We start from the raw sequence: 12,767 nt of genomic DNA, 5'->3' as shown, positions 1-12,767 counted from the left end.
ACCATGATTGACAAGAACCTGCAAGCACTGGGACTCGCAGTTATTGATATTGAAACCGAGGCACTGGTTCAGCTCAAGCAACACATTGACGATAAATTTGTCCAAGCTTGTCACTATATCCTGCAATGTACAGGGCGGGTCGTTATCACTGGCATGGGTAAATCAGGCCATATCGGTAGTAAGATTGCCGCCACCATGGCAAGTACAGGAACCCCCTCATTCTTTGTTCATCCCGGCGAGGCCAGTCATGGTGATCTCGGTATGATCACCCCGCAAGATGTTGTTATTGCCCTGTCTAACTCCGGTGAAACACAAGAGATACTCACCATTCTGCCACTCATCAAACGTCAGAATGTCCCTCTGATCGCATTAACTGGCAGACCTGATTCAACATTGGCAAAGACCGCCTCTGTCAATATCGATGTCAGCGTGCAAAAAGAGGCTTGCCCACTTGGGCTAGCCCCTACCGCCAGCACCACAGCCGCATTAGCAATGGGTGATGCGCTGGCAATTGCTGTGCTGGACTCACGCGGGTTTACCGAGGAGGATTTTGCACTGGCTCATCCAGGCGGTAGCCTGGGGCGGCGATTGCTACTCAGGATCGAAGATATCATGCACACAGGAGAGGCTATTCCGCGTGTCAAGCCCGATGACCTGTTACGCAATGCCCTGCTCGAAGTATCTAACAAAGGACTGGGCATGTCGGCTGTAGTTGATGATAACGACCACGTACTGGGTATATTTACTGATGGTGATCTACGCCGAGCACTGGATCATGAACTTGATATTCACCGAGCCCGGGTCGCAGATGTAATGACAAAGGATTGCTTGACCATTTCATCGCAACAACTGGCCGCAGAGGCCTTGAGTCTGATGGAACAAAACAAGATTAGTGCCCTGTTAATCACTACCCCTGATAAACAATTACTGGGCGCACTCAACATGCACGATCTATTACGTGCCGGAGTCGTCTAAATGGAAGCAGCTCTGTCAAAAGCAAGCAAGATAAAACTGGTTATCTTTGATGTCGATGGTGTATTAACTAATGGTCAGCTCATCTTTGGTGATGATGGCCAGGAATACAAGGCATTCCATTCCCGTGATGGTCACGGCATGAAGATGCTGATACACAATGGTATTGATATCGCTATTATCACTGGCCGCACATCGAATGTTGTCAAACACCGAATGAAAAACCTCGGCATCCAGCATGTCTACCAGGGCAAGTTGGATAAACGTCCAGCATTCATCGAGATCATGGAAAAACTGAATTTAAAGCGGGAACAGGTTGCCTATGTCGGTGATGATATTGTCGACCTTCCCGTTTTATTACAGGCTGGTTTTGCAGTAACCGTTGCCGATGGTCATAGCCTGGTCAAACAACACGCTGACTGGGTTACACCCCATAACGGGGGTGAAGGTGCAGCACGGGATGTCTGCGAATTCATCCTCAAGGCTCAGGACAAACTTGAAGATGAATTCAGCAAGTATTTACCGAAAAGCTCCGCGTAATAATGCAAAGCTATCGTCACTTGCTTACTGTTTTTTTAATTGCAATCGCACTAATAACCGGATGGATCTATTATTCACTGCAACAAAAAGACAGTGTTTCGATTAAACGGGCCGATGAGCGCCAGCCCATCACCGTCATCAAGAATTTTACGGTTTCTGAACTGGATAATAGTGGACGCATTAAACACCGGATACAATCAGAAAAAATGGAGCAGTACAACGATAATAAAATGCAATTATTAAATCCTGAACTGGATTTTTATCCCGCTAACAATATATCATCCACTCATATACGCGCCAGCAAGGGTCTCATTCAGGAACAACAGAAACAAATTGAATTACAAGGTGCAGTGCGTATCACACAAAAGCCACAACATACCCCGGCTGGCATCCGTATTGAAACTGACAATTTATCAATCAATTTGCAAAGCCAGAAGGCACAAACTCAAGATATGATTTACTATTATAGTCAACAGATTGAAATACATTCCCTAGGCATGAATCTGGATTTTAATAACGAACACCTGACTTTGTTATCAAAGGTTCAGGGCACCTATTACCCTGTCTCAACAATAAAAGATTAATCATCATGTCAACTGATCATACCCATCCACGACTTCCTCTGCTTTATCTTCTAATATTCATTTATATACTCTTTTCCAGTAATGCCTATGCCCTGGAAAAAGATAAAGAGACACCACTAACGATACAGGCAGATAATGCCGATATTGATAACAAGGGTGAAGTCAGTACCTATCAGGGCAATGTAAAAATCACCCAGGGCAGTCTGCTAATATCGGCTGATCGTCTTGTTATTAACCATCCTCAAGGCAAGATCAGATCAATAACGGCTAAAGGAACACCCGCCCGTTATCAGTATCAGGCCAAGCCACAAGCCTCCCCTGTTATGGCACAGGCACAAACCATTGTCTATGTAACCCGCAAGGATCAGGTCACCCTGACCGGCGATGCCTTCTTGCAACAGAACAAGAATCAATTCAATAGTGAAAAAATCATCTATGATATTAAAAAAGATCATGTCCAGGCCTATGGTGCCCCTGCGGGCAAACAAATCCAGATTACCATTACCCCGAACACTCCTTAAGAGTAAGTAACGTGAGCAAACTTGTTGTTAGTCACCTGAAAAAAAACTTTAATGGCCGTTCCGTTGTTGATGATGTGTCATTTGAAATCAACAGTGGTGAGGTCGTTGGCCTGCTAGGACCTAATGGTGCAGGTAAGACCACCTGTTTCTATATGATTGTTGGACTGGAAAAAAATGATAGCGGTCATATTCTATTAAATGATCAATCCATTGAAAACACTCCGGTACATATTCGTGCACGCAAGGGACTAGGGTATCTGCCACAAGAACCTTCTATTTTTCAAAAACTCAGTGTCGCTGATAATATAATGGCCATTCTTGAGACCCGTGCGGAACTCAATTCTGCAGCAAGAGAAGAACAACTGGATAATCTTCTGCATGACCTCCATATCAGTCACCTCAAAAAACAGCTTGCTATCAGTTTATCCGGTGGTGAACGACGACGACTGGAAATTGCCAGAACCCTTGCGATTGAACCGGATTTTATCTTACTCGATGAACCCTTTGCCGGAGTTGATCCTATCTCCGTTCTTGATATACAACAGATCATCAAACATCTACGTGAACGCGGTATTGGCATCCTCATCACCGACCACAATGTACGTGAAACATTGGGTATTTGTAATCGCGCCTATATTCTCAATAACGGTCACATTCTGGCAGCCGGAACAGCTACTGAAATCATGGCGAATCAGCAGGTACGCGAGGTTTACCTTGGCGAAAATTTCTCTTTATGAACAATCAGTTAGCAATAAAAACTATATTTAACTTAAGAAAAGTTCCGATGGCACGATAAATGCAGTAACATACGTTCTCTGTTATGAGGTCCGCTTACCCAAAGTCTTATGAAGCAATCAATACAATTACGCATCGGCCAACATCTGGCCATGACTCCGCAGTTACAACAGGCGATAAAACTCCTGCAACTCTCCAGTCTCGAACTACAATTAGAAGTGCGGCAGGTATTGGACTCAAATCTGATGCTTGAGTCGGTTGATGACGAAATCAATAACGAGAAATCGGATATAGAGAATACTGAGGAGCATTCACAGCAGGAGACCAGCCCGGATCAGGAAGTTAATTACGATGAAAATGAAACAACCCTGCCCGACGAACTAGCTGTCGATTCATCCTGGGAGGACGTATACGATGCTGTTAGTAGCCAACATTCTACGCCCGATAGCGGTAATGAACACTATGACACACAAAGCAATGGTGAGGAGACCTTGCATGATCGCCTGATGTGGCAACTGGATCTAAGCCCCTTTAGCGACACCGACCACATGATTGCTGAATCCATTATTGATGCCATTAACCCTGATGGTTATATGTCTGTCAGTTTAGATGATCTATATCAAGGCATTCATAGGAAAAATGATATTGAATATGATGAGGTTGAAGCGGTATTACATCGCATACAACAATTTGATCCCGCAGGTGTTGGTGCGAGGAACCCGGCAGAGTGTATGAGTATACAATTAAAACAATTACCACAAGATACACCATGGCGGGATAAAGCGCTCATCCTCGTTGAAAAACATATCAACCTGCTGGCCTCTCATGACTTCAAGTCTTTAATGAAGAAAATGCGTATGAATGAAAAGGACCTGAACAAGACCATCTCTTTAATTCAGACCATGAAACCTCACCCAGGCTCTGATATCGCACCCAACGACACCCAATATGTTGTCCCTGATGTATTTATCACCCGCAATAAAGGCCAATGGGAAGTACATCTGAACGCAGAGGCCGCTCCCCGATTAAGAATCAACAGCCAATATGCCGGTATGATACGACGTGCTGATAATAGTTCGGATAATAATTGCCTGAAAAATCACTTACAAGAAGCACGCTGGTTTTTGAAGAGCATGCAAAGCCGTAATGAAACTCTAATCAAAGTTGCCACTTGCATCGTTAAACACCAGAAGGCATTTCTTGATTATGGCCCGGAGGCAATGAAACCCCTTATCCTAAGAGATATTGCTGAAGATGTAGAAATGCACGAATCAACAATATCCAGGGTCACCACACAAAAATATATGCATACGCCAAGAGGCATTTTTGAATTCAAGTATTTTTTCTCCAGCCACGTCAATACAGTTGAAGGAGGTGAATGCTCTTCCACAGCAATACATGAAAAAATCAAGAAGTTAATTTCAACAGAAAATCATCAAAAACCTTTGAGTGATAATAAACTTGCAAACATGCTATCCGAGGATGGCATCAATATCGCGCGGAGAACGATAGCCAAGTATCGGGAGGCAATGAATATTCCTCCATCTAACGAAAGAAAACATTTACTCTAACACCGGACAAACAAAGGAAAATAATATGCAGATCAATCTCTCTGGACACCATATTGATATTACTGATTCACTACGTGATTATGTAAACTCCAAGATGGAACGACTGGAACGCCATTTTGATAATGTTACCGATGTTCACGTCGTTCTAACGGTAGAAAAAAACCGACATAATGCTGAAGCAACGGTGCATCTAACCGGTAGTAAATTATTTGCCGATGCCGAACAGGAAGATATGTACGCGGCGATTGATGGACTGATTGATAAACTAGATCGACAGGTTAAAAAGCATAAAGAAAAACTAAAAGATCATCACCGCAGTGAAGCAGTCAGTATGAAAACACAAGAAATAGAAACAGAAATAGAAACAGAAATAGAATAAGATATTTTAGAGGTTCCTGAAATTGAGCATCAACCATTTAATTACACCTTCCAGAACTTACTGCTGGTCAAACACCAGCAGTAAGAAGAGAACGCTGGAAAAAATAAGTCAGGTCGTATCCAGTAGTCAGGCTAATCTATCAGAAGAACATATTTTCAATATCCTGATTGATCGAGAACGATTAGGCAGCACCGGCATAGGTAAAGGCATTGCCATTCCACATGGACGTATTAAAAACCTGGAAAAGCCGATTGCCTGCCTGATCAAACTCAATACCCCGATTGACTTTGATGCCATCGACAATCAACCTGTTGACATCCTGTTTACCTTACTGGTACCCGAAGAATCTGATCAGGAACATCTGGATTTACTCGCTGAACTAGCCAGCCTTCTTAGTCAGAATGATTTCTGCACCCATCTGCGCAACACCACCTCCAGTGAGGAACTATTCAGCGTATTCACCGACTGGGCAGATAATAAAGTTCCGGCATGATCACTGCCTATACTATATTCCATGATCTGGAAAAAAAACTGGGGCTTAAATGGCTTACCGGACAAGCGGAAGAATACCCCACTATTAACACCAATCCGATTAATAGTCAGGAGCAATCGTTAATAGGACATGTCAACTTCATCAGACCCAATGTCATACAAGTGCTTGGTGAAACAGAACTCACTTATATACAAGGCATGCATGACGATGCCCGGCATGATGCCTTTCGAAAGCTTTTCTCTGGTAAAGCAGTACTCATTCTTATCAGCAAATCACAAATACCCTCTGATGAATTGCTGGAACAATCCAGAAAAACAAAAATACCTATCTTTAATTCCAGTCTGAGTAGTGAATTATTAATTGAAAGCCTGCACTATTACCTCAATGAACTACTGGCTACAAAAACAACCCTGCATGGGGTTTTTATGGAAGTTATGGGTATTGGTGTCNNTGGTGTCTTTATCACGGGTGAATCAAGCATTGGAAAGAGTGAACTGGCCCTTGAATTACTCAACCGTGGGCAACGTTTGATTGCTGATGATGCGCCCCTATTTTCACGCATATCACCCGATACAATTCTGGGTACCTGCCCCGAAATATTACATGATTTTCTTGAGGTTCGAGGACTTGGTATACTCAATATCAGAGCCATGTTCGGGGACAGCGCGATTAAAAGAAGAAAATATTTGCGCCTGATCATCCAACTTAAGGATATCAATAATTGGCAAATGGATGAGATTGATCGTCTTACGGGTAGCCAGCAGATTAACAACATTCTGGACGTTGATATACCGGAGATCATACTACCCGTTGCACCTGGAAGAAATCTTGCAGTCCTGGTAGAGGCCGCTGCACGCAACCATATACTCCGTATGAAAGGGTATAATTCAGGCATTGCATTTATGGAACAACAACAAAAATTTATTGAGCAAAACAACACATGAAACTTGTTATTATCAGCGGCTTGTCCGGATCAGGGAAAAGTATCGCCTTGCATACTCTGGAAGATTCGGGATATTACTGTATCGACAATCTCCCTGTTAGCTTGCTGGAAAATCTTGCCCTGCAACTATCCCGTTCATCACACCCGTCACAGCAAAAAGCTGCCGCAAGCATTGATGCCAGAAATGTCCCCGATGATCTGAGGCGTTTTAATGACATCCTCAGAAAACTCGACCATCAAGGTATCAACTGTGAATTATTATATCTTCACACTGAAGAGGCAACCTTACTAAAACGCTTTAGCGAAACGCGTCGTCGACACCCCCTGAGTGATAAAAACACCGCTTTAGCCGATGCCATTAAAAATGAAATAAAACTATTAGCCCCCATTGCACAACAGGCTGACCTCAACATAGATACAACCCACACGACTATTCATCAACTACGAGACATCATTCACCAACGAATTGATGGATGTAGCGGAAAAGGCATGTCCATCCTGTTTCAATCATTCGGTTTCAAGAATGGAGTTCCCGGCGATACCGATTTTGTATTTGATGCGCGCTGTCTGCCAAACCCGCATTGGGAACCTGAATTACGCATAAAAACAGGCAGGGATCACGAAGTGATTGAATATCTCTCCAGCAAGAGCCTGGTTAATGAATTGTTTAATGATATTTGCCATTTTATGGACAAATGGATACCCCAGTTTCAACAGGAAAACCGTAGCTACCTGAGTATTGCCATTGGTTGCACCGGAGGAAAACATCGTTCTGTCTACCTGGTCGAAGCTCTGGGGAAATATTTTTCATCCAATACACAAACATTAAACAAACATTCAAAGACATCCATACTGATTCGACATCGGGATCTAACGTGAGTACCTCACTGGTTATTGTCACCCATGACCTTATTGGCAAGGAATTATTACATTCGACCGGTACCATACTGGGAAAACAGGATATTCCTGTCTATAACATCTCCGTCACCCACCACGATAACCCCGATAAAATCCTCGATACAATTTCAAAACTAATTGAAAGTATTGATAAAAAACATGATATCCTGATCATGACTGATCTTTACGGAGCCACCCCGTGCAATATTGTTAATCGTATTTCAGCACAAAAAAGAATCCGCATTATTACCGGAATTAACCTGTCCATGCTGATCAAGGCGTTTAACTATGCGAATACCTTACCCATTGAACAACTTGCTGAAAAAGTGACTAACGGAGGACAACAAGGTATATTCGTCTGTCCCACCGAATAAAAAACCGGAATTATGTTACAAAAAGAAATTACGATCATAAACAAGCTTGGACTACATGCACGTGCAGCGGCTAAATTTGTTACCTTAGCCTCGCAGTTTAACTGTGATATCCAGGTCATTAAAAACAATAACGAAATCAATGGAAAAAGCATCATGGGAATTATGATGCTGGCGGCATCGAAAGGGAGTAGTGTCACATTAAAAATAGAAGGTAATGATGAAAAAAAGGCTTTGTCAGAACTTGAGGCCTTAATCAAGGATCGTTTTGGAGAAGATCAATAGGAACCCTCTTATGGCATTACAATTATCAGGTATCAGTGTTTCTCGAGGCATCGCTATTGGCGATGCTCTGGTGCTACAACGGGATGAACTTGAGGTGCTTGAATATGCCATACCGGAACAACATATTAATAATGAGATCCATCGCTTCAAACAAGCAGCAATAACCGCTAAAAATCAATTAAACAGTATTCGCCAAAAAATTATCGATCAGAAAAATGCTGAGGTCATTGCCTTTATTGATGCACATATCCTGATGATAAGTGATTCTACCCTGATAAATACCACCGAAGACATTATCAAACAACGTCGATGCAATGCGGAATGGGCACTACAGATACAAGGTAATAATCTGGCGCAGGTATTTGAGGAAATGGATGATATTTATCTCTGCAAACGCAAAGATGATATCCACCATGTCGTCAAACGTATTCAACGCGTTCTGGTTAACCGGGACACTCCTCAGCAAGATGAAGATGTTAAAGGCCGTATACTACTGGCTGATGATCTTACACCAGCCGATACCATACTCATGCAACACCAGGGTATCATCGGATTTATTACCGAATCAGGTGGCCCATTATCTCACACCGCAATTATTGCGCGTAGCCTGGGTATCCCTGCTATTGTCGGCATCAAGAATGCACGCCACTACATCAAGGATAACGACACCATTATCATTGATGGTCAGCAGGGTGTTCTTATCGCTGATATCGATGACACGATCAAACATTTTTACCATAAACGTCAGAAAGAACTGATTCAATATAAAAAAAATCTGCAACAGATAAAGAAACAGCCCGCCATTACCCGTGATGGCCAGGTTATTCATCTGCAAACCAATATTGAGTTAGCTGAGGATGTCAAAACCATTCATAAGGTTATGGCTGAAGGTGTCGGCCTGTATCGTACCGAATTTCTCTATATGAATCGTGATGATATCCCTGATGAAGAGGAACAGTTATCCCAATACCGAAAGGTTATTCGATCATTAAAGGGCCTACCACTGACCATACGCACACTGGATCTGGGTGCTGATAAAAACGTAGAAAACACGCAAATATCGGATAAAATCAGTCCTAACCCTGCCCTGGGTCTAAGGGCAATTCGCCTCTGTCTGAACAATCCATCCCTGTTCAAACCCCAGTTACGCGCTATCATGAGAGCATCAGCGTATGGCCCGGTGCGTCTTATGATCCCTATGTTATCCAACATCCATGAAGTCCAGCAGGTGCGGGAATTAATCAGGGAAACCCAACGAGAACTGGAAAACATGGGTATTGGTTTCGATCCACATATGGCTATTGGTGGCATGATAGAGACACCTGCTGCGGCAATATCCGCTCATATGTTTGCCCAACAACTCGATTTTCTATCCATCGGCACCAATGACCTGATTCAATACACCCTTGCTATCGACCGTATTGATGATGAGGTCAATTACCTGTACGACCCGCTCCATCCCGCCGTACTTGAATTAATTCATCGCACTATCAGTGCCGGCAAAAAAACAAAAACCAATGTCGCCTTATGCGGGGAAATGGCAGGTAACCCACACTATACACGCCTATTATTAGGGCTCGGGCTGACTCACTTCAGTATGCCTGCATCCTCTTTACTTGAGGTTAAGGCCATCATCAACAAAAGTGATACCGAACACCTGTCTAAACTCACTCGAAAATTGTTACGCAGCAACAATCAGGATAGAATTAACGCCCTGTTAGAGGAAATTCTGAATAATGAATAAAGGAAGTTCGTCATGGTAGCCAGCGGCCCTGACAATATTGACACGCAAAATCATCTCAGGATATTAACCGATGCGGTACAAGCGGGTGCCTTTGACCAAATTCGCCTGTTAACCAGCAGTCTTCATGCTGCCGAGATTGCACACCTGCTGGAATCCACTCCACACGGCCCCAGAGAACTGTTATGGGAGATCGTTGACGCAGACCTGCATGGTGAGATCCTGCTCCATGTTAATGATGATGTACGAGCGGGCCTGATTAGCGAACTGGAAACCGAGGAACTGATTGCTGCCACCGAAGGACTGGCGACCGATGATCTGGCTGATCTGATCAGTGACCTGCCAGGCGCTGTGATCCATGAAGTTTTACTCTCCATGGACAAACAGAACCGGCAGCGCCTTGAATCGGTTCTTACCTATCCAGAAGATACCGCCGGTGGTCTGATGAATCTGGATATGATCACCGTTCGTGCCGATGTCATCCTCGATGTCGTCCAGCGTTATCTGCGCCAACGCAGAAACATCCCGCGCTCAACAGATAGTCTGATCGTCGTTGATCGCTTTGATCACTATCTGGGACTACTCCCGTTATCCGTTCTGCTAACATCCGATCAGGATGTTAGCGTTGAAGATGTCATGGATCACAATGCCGATGGCATTCATGCCGATATATCAGATGTTGATGTCGCCAAACTATTTGAAAAACGCGACCTGGTCTCCGCTGCGGTTATTGATAACAAGGGCAAGCTCTTAGGTCGCATTACCATTGATGACGTCGTTGATGTCATCAGGGATGAAGCCGACCACTCGCTAATGAGCATGGCCGGACTGGATGAAGAGGATGATATCTTTGCCCCCGTTGTACTCAGCACCAAACGCCGCGCCCTGTGGCTTGGACTCAACCTCTTTACCGCCTTTCTTGCCTCATGGGTGATTGGACAGTTTGAAATGACCTTGCAAAAATTCGTCGCCCTCGCGGTACTAATGCCCATTGTTGCAAGTATGGGAGGCATTGCCGGGAGTCAGACATTAACCATTGTGATACGCGGCATGGCGCTTGGAAAAATTGGTAACAGTAACGCACGGCAGGTAATGGTCAAGGAATTACTGGTCAGTAGTCTAAACGGTATTATATGGGCCATAGTCGTTGCTGCCATCACCATCGCCTGGTTCCAGAGCCTGGATATTGGTTTGATTATTGCGGCCGCCCTAATTACCAACCTGATGGTTGCCGCGATTGCCGGATTTTTTATCCCCTTCGGCCTGCAACGTGCCGGGATTGATCCCGCACTGGCTGGAACGGTATTACTGACCACGGTGACAGATGTGATTGGCTTTTTAACCTTCCTCGGACTCGGCGCATTGTATCTCAGTTAAAGATCATCTGTGAGCTGCTCTCAACAGGGTCTCTTAAAATTTTTACGGGCAAGTTCGACTTCTTTTCTGATGATGCACCCCTTTACATGGTCATTTATTAATCCCATTGCTTGCATAAAAGCATAAGCCGTTGTTGGCCCGACAAATTTCCAACCTTGCTTTTTTAGTTCTTTTGCGAGAGCCACTGATTCTTCAGAAGTTGATACCGCTTGAGGTTCCGCAAGCCTCTTTTCATCAGGTTCATAACGCCAGAAAAATGCAGCGAGTGAACCTTCCTTTTTGACAAGTTCCTTCGCGCGATTAGCATTATTAATAACAGCTTCTATCTTACCGCGATGACGCACGATACCTTTATTTTCAAGCAAGCTATTAACGTCTTGTTGAGTAAAACCAGCCATTTCATTAAAGTTAAAACCATGAAAAGCCTCGCGGAAGTTCTCGCGCTTAGCCAGTATTGTGCGCCAGCTCAAACCCGACTGAAAACTTTCCAGACATATCTTTTCAAATAGGCGCTGGTCATCATCAACAGGAAAGCCCCATTCGTTATCATGATAATCAAGGAAATCAGGCGCGACACTGCACCAACTACAACGCGATTTTTCATCAGCCCCCTTTACTGTTTTTTCACTCATTTTATTTTAATAATTCCCCATAACTCATCAGGGGTGTAAACAGGAAAGTCGGTATTTTTGTAATCTTTTATATTTCTAGTTACAAGACCTTCAACTTTACAACATTCACCAGAATAGTATTGAACGGCATCTTCGAAATCACCGAACTCTGAGTTTATCGATAACTTTAGAACGACTGCATTGACATCAGCAATTTCAAAAAGAGTTAACAATTTTTGAATTTCAATTTTTGCTTGTTTTTTATTTATTGCTTTTGATATGAGATAATCCAGAGTAGTAATTGTGGTTGCACACAAATAACCATCAAGATTATTATTTTCAACCATTCCAACAAGATTTGCAGAGGTCTCAACAAATTCTTTTCTGTTTAGCAAAACATCGAGGATAATATTTGTGTCGAATAAGATTCTCAAAGGTATTTTTCCTCTAAGTGCCTTTTATAATCATCTTCCTCAATGTAGCTGGATTCGAGTATCCCTATCAATGATCTGGTAATAGGTGGCACTTCTGCTATTTTATCTTTCCGTGTCAATATTTGAAAATAATCAGACACAACTTGAGACAGAGACTTATCATGTTGTTTTGCATAACTTTTTGCTTGTTTAATTAGTGTATTTTCTAATCGAAGCGTTAATTTAGTCTGCATAGCACGAACCTCTTGACGTATATTAATTATTTAATAATACGTCCTGATAGATTGCACGTCAATAATACGATGATTTTTAG

General features: G+C 43.2%; 17 protein-coding genes. 14 read left to right on the top strand and 3 right to left on the bottom strand.

Annotation, left to right across the window (positions count from 1 at the left end; translation table 11 throughout):
- Positions 1-3: 3 nt before the first annotated feature.
- From GXP22_01210 to mgtE, 14 genes are all read left to right on the top strand, one after another.
- Positions 4-975: a KpsF/GutQ family sugar-phosphate isomerase gene (locus GXP22_01210; GenBank protein ID NOX08104.1), complete on the top strand. Its 972-nt coding sequence runs from the start codon at positions 4-6 to the stop codon at positions 973-975.
- On the top strand, positions 976-1,512 hold the full coding sequence (gene kdsC, locus GXP22_01205) for a 3-deoxy-manno-octulosonate-8-phosphatase KdsC (GenBank protein ID NOX08103.1): 537 nt from the start codon (positions 976-978) through the stop codon (positions 1,510-1,512).
- 2 nt (positions 1,513-1,514) lie between these two features.
- On the top strand, positions 1,515-2,096 hold the full coding sequence (gene lptC / locus GXP22_01200) for an LPS export ABC transporter periplasmic protein LptC (protein ID NOX08102.1): 582 nt from the start codon (positions 1,515-1,517) through the stop codon (positions 2,094-2,096).
- Between the two features lie 5 nt (positions 2,097-2,101).
- Positions 2,102-2,617, top strand: a complete 516-nt coding sequence (gene lptA, locus GXP22_01195) for a lipopolysaccharide transport periplasmic protein LptA (GenBank protein ID NOX08101.1) — start codon at positions 2,102-2,104, stop codon at positions 2,615-2,617.
- A gap of 11 nt (positions 2,618-2,628) precedes the next feature.
- The gene (lptB, locus tag GXP22_01190; GenBank protein NOX08100.1) at positions 2,629-3,354 is read left to right on the top strand and encodes an LPS export ABC transporter ATP-binding protein; all 726 of its coding nucleotides are present in this window, start codon (positions 2,629-2,631) and stop codon (positions 3,352-3,354) included.
- A gap of 108 nt (positions 3,355-3,462) precedes the next feature.
- Positions 3,463-4,923 carry an RNA polymerase factor sigma-54 gene (locus GXP22_01185; GenBank protein NOX08099.1) on the top strand — a complete coding sequence of 487 codons (1,461 nt, stop codon included), beginning with the start codon at positions 3,463-3,465 and terminating at the stop codon, positions 4,921-4,923.
- A gap of 25 nt (positions 4,924-4,948) precedes the next feature.
- Positions 4,949-5,302, top strand: a complete 354-nt coding sequence (gene hpf / locus GXP22_01180; protein ID NOX08098.1) for a ribosome hibernation promoting factor — start codon at positions 4,949-4,951, stop codon at positions 5,300-5,302.
- 22 nt (positions 5,303-5,324) lie between these two features.
- A complete protein-coding gene (gene ptsN / locus GXP22_01175; GenBank protein NOX08097.1) occupies positions 5,325-5,795 on the top strand; it encodes a PTS IIA-like nitrogen regulatory protein PtsN in 471 nt (156 codons plus the stop codon).
- Positions 5,792-6,739 carry an HPr(Ser) kinase/phosphatase gene (gene hprK, locus GXP22_01170; protein NOX08096.1) on the top strand — a complete coding sequence of 316 codons (948 nt, stop codon included), beginning with the start codon at positions 5,792-5,794 and terminating at the stop codon, positions 6,737-6,739. The genes ptsN and hprK overlap by 4 nt, the downstream gene beginning before the upstream one ends.
- Positions 6,736-7,617 (top strand): RNase adapter RapZ, encoded by an 882-nt coding sequence (rapZ, locus tag GXP22_01165; protein NOX08095.1) that lies wholly within the window; start codon positions 6,736-6,738, stop codon positions 7,615-7,617. The genes hprK and rapZ overlap by 4 nt, the downstream gene beginning before the upstream one ends.
- A complete protein-coding gene (locus tag GXP22_01160; GenBank protein NOX08094.1) occupies positions 7,614-8,009 on the top strand; it encodes a PTS sugar transporter subunit IIA in 396 nt (131 codons plus the stop codon). Before rapZ ends, GXP22_01160 begins: the two co-directional genes overlap by 4 nt.
- Before the next feature lie 12 nt (positions 8,010-8,021).
- Positions 8,022-8,291 carry an HPr family phosphocarrier protein gene (locus tag GXP22_01155; protein NOX08093.1) on the top strand — a complete coding sequence of 90 codons (270 nt, stop codon included), beginning with the start codon at positions 8,022-8,024 and terminating at the stop codon, positions 8,289-8,291.
- A 10-nt stretch (positions 8,292-8,301) separates the two neighbouring features.
- Positions 8,302-10,035 carry a phosphoenolpyruvate--protein phosphotransferase gene (gene ptsP / locus GXP22_01150; protein NOX08092.1) on the top strand — a complete coding sequence of 578 codons (1,734 nt, stop codon included), beginning with the start codon at positions 8,302-8,304 and terminating at the stop codon, positions 10,033-10,035.
- 12 nt (positions 10,036-10,047) lie between these two features.
- Positions 10,048-11,409, top strand: a complete 1,362-nt coding sequence (gene mgtE, locus GXP22_01145; protein NOX08091.1) for a magnesium transporter — start codon at positions 10,048-10,050, stop codon at positions 11,407-11,409.
- Positions 11,410-11,429: 20 nt separating this feature from the next.
- Here mgtE and GXP22_01140 read toward each other — a convergent pair whose 3' ends face one another.
- From GXP22_01140 to GXP22_01130, 3 genes are read right to left on the bottom strand one after another with little or no spacing between them, the layout of a single operon-like run.
- Positions 11,430-12,041, bottom strand: a complete 612-nt coding sequence (locus GXP22_01140; GenBank protein ID NOX08090.1) for a DNA-3-methyladenine glycosylase I — start codon at positions 12,039-12,041, stop codon at positions 11,430-11,432.
- Positions 12,038-12,454 carry a PIN domain-containing protein gene (locus GXP22_01135; protein NOX08089.1) on the bottom strand — a complete coding sequence of 139 codons (417 nt, stop codon included), beginning with the start codon at positions 12,452-12,454 and terminating at the stop codon, positions 12,038-12,040. Before GXP22_01135 ends, GXP22_01140 begins: the two co-directional genes overlap by 4 nt.
- The gene (locus GXP22_01130) at positions 12,451-12,687 is read right to left on the bottom strand and encodes an antitoxin (GenBank protein ID NOX08088.1); all 237 of its coding nucleotides are present in this window, start codon (positions 12,685-12,687) and stop codon (positions 12,451-12,453) included. The genes GXP22_01135 and GXP22_01130 overlap by 4 nt, the downstream gene beginning before the upstream one ends.
- Positions 12,688-12,767: the final 80 nt, after the last annotated feature.

The sequence above is a fragment of the Gammaproteobacteria bacterium genome (assembly GCA_013151035.1).
Taxonomy (GTDB): Bacteria; Pseudomonadota; Gammaproteobacteria; order JAADJB01; family JAADJB01; genus JAADJB01.
This window is presented reverse-complemented; position numbering and strand designations above follow the sequence as displayed.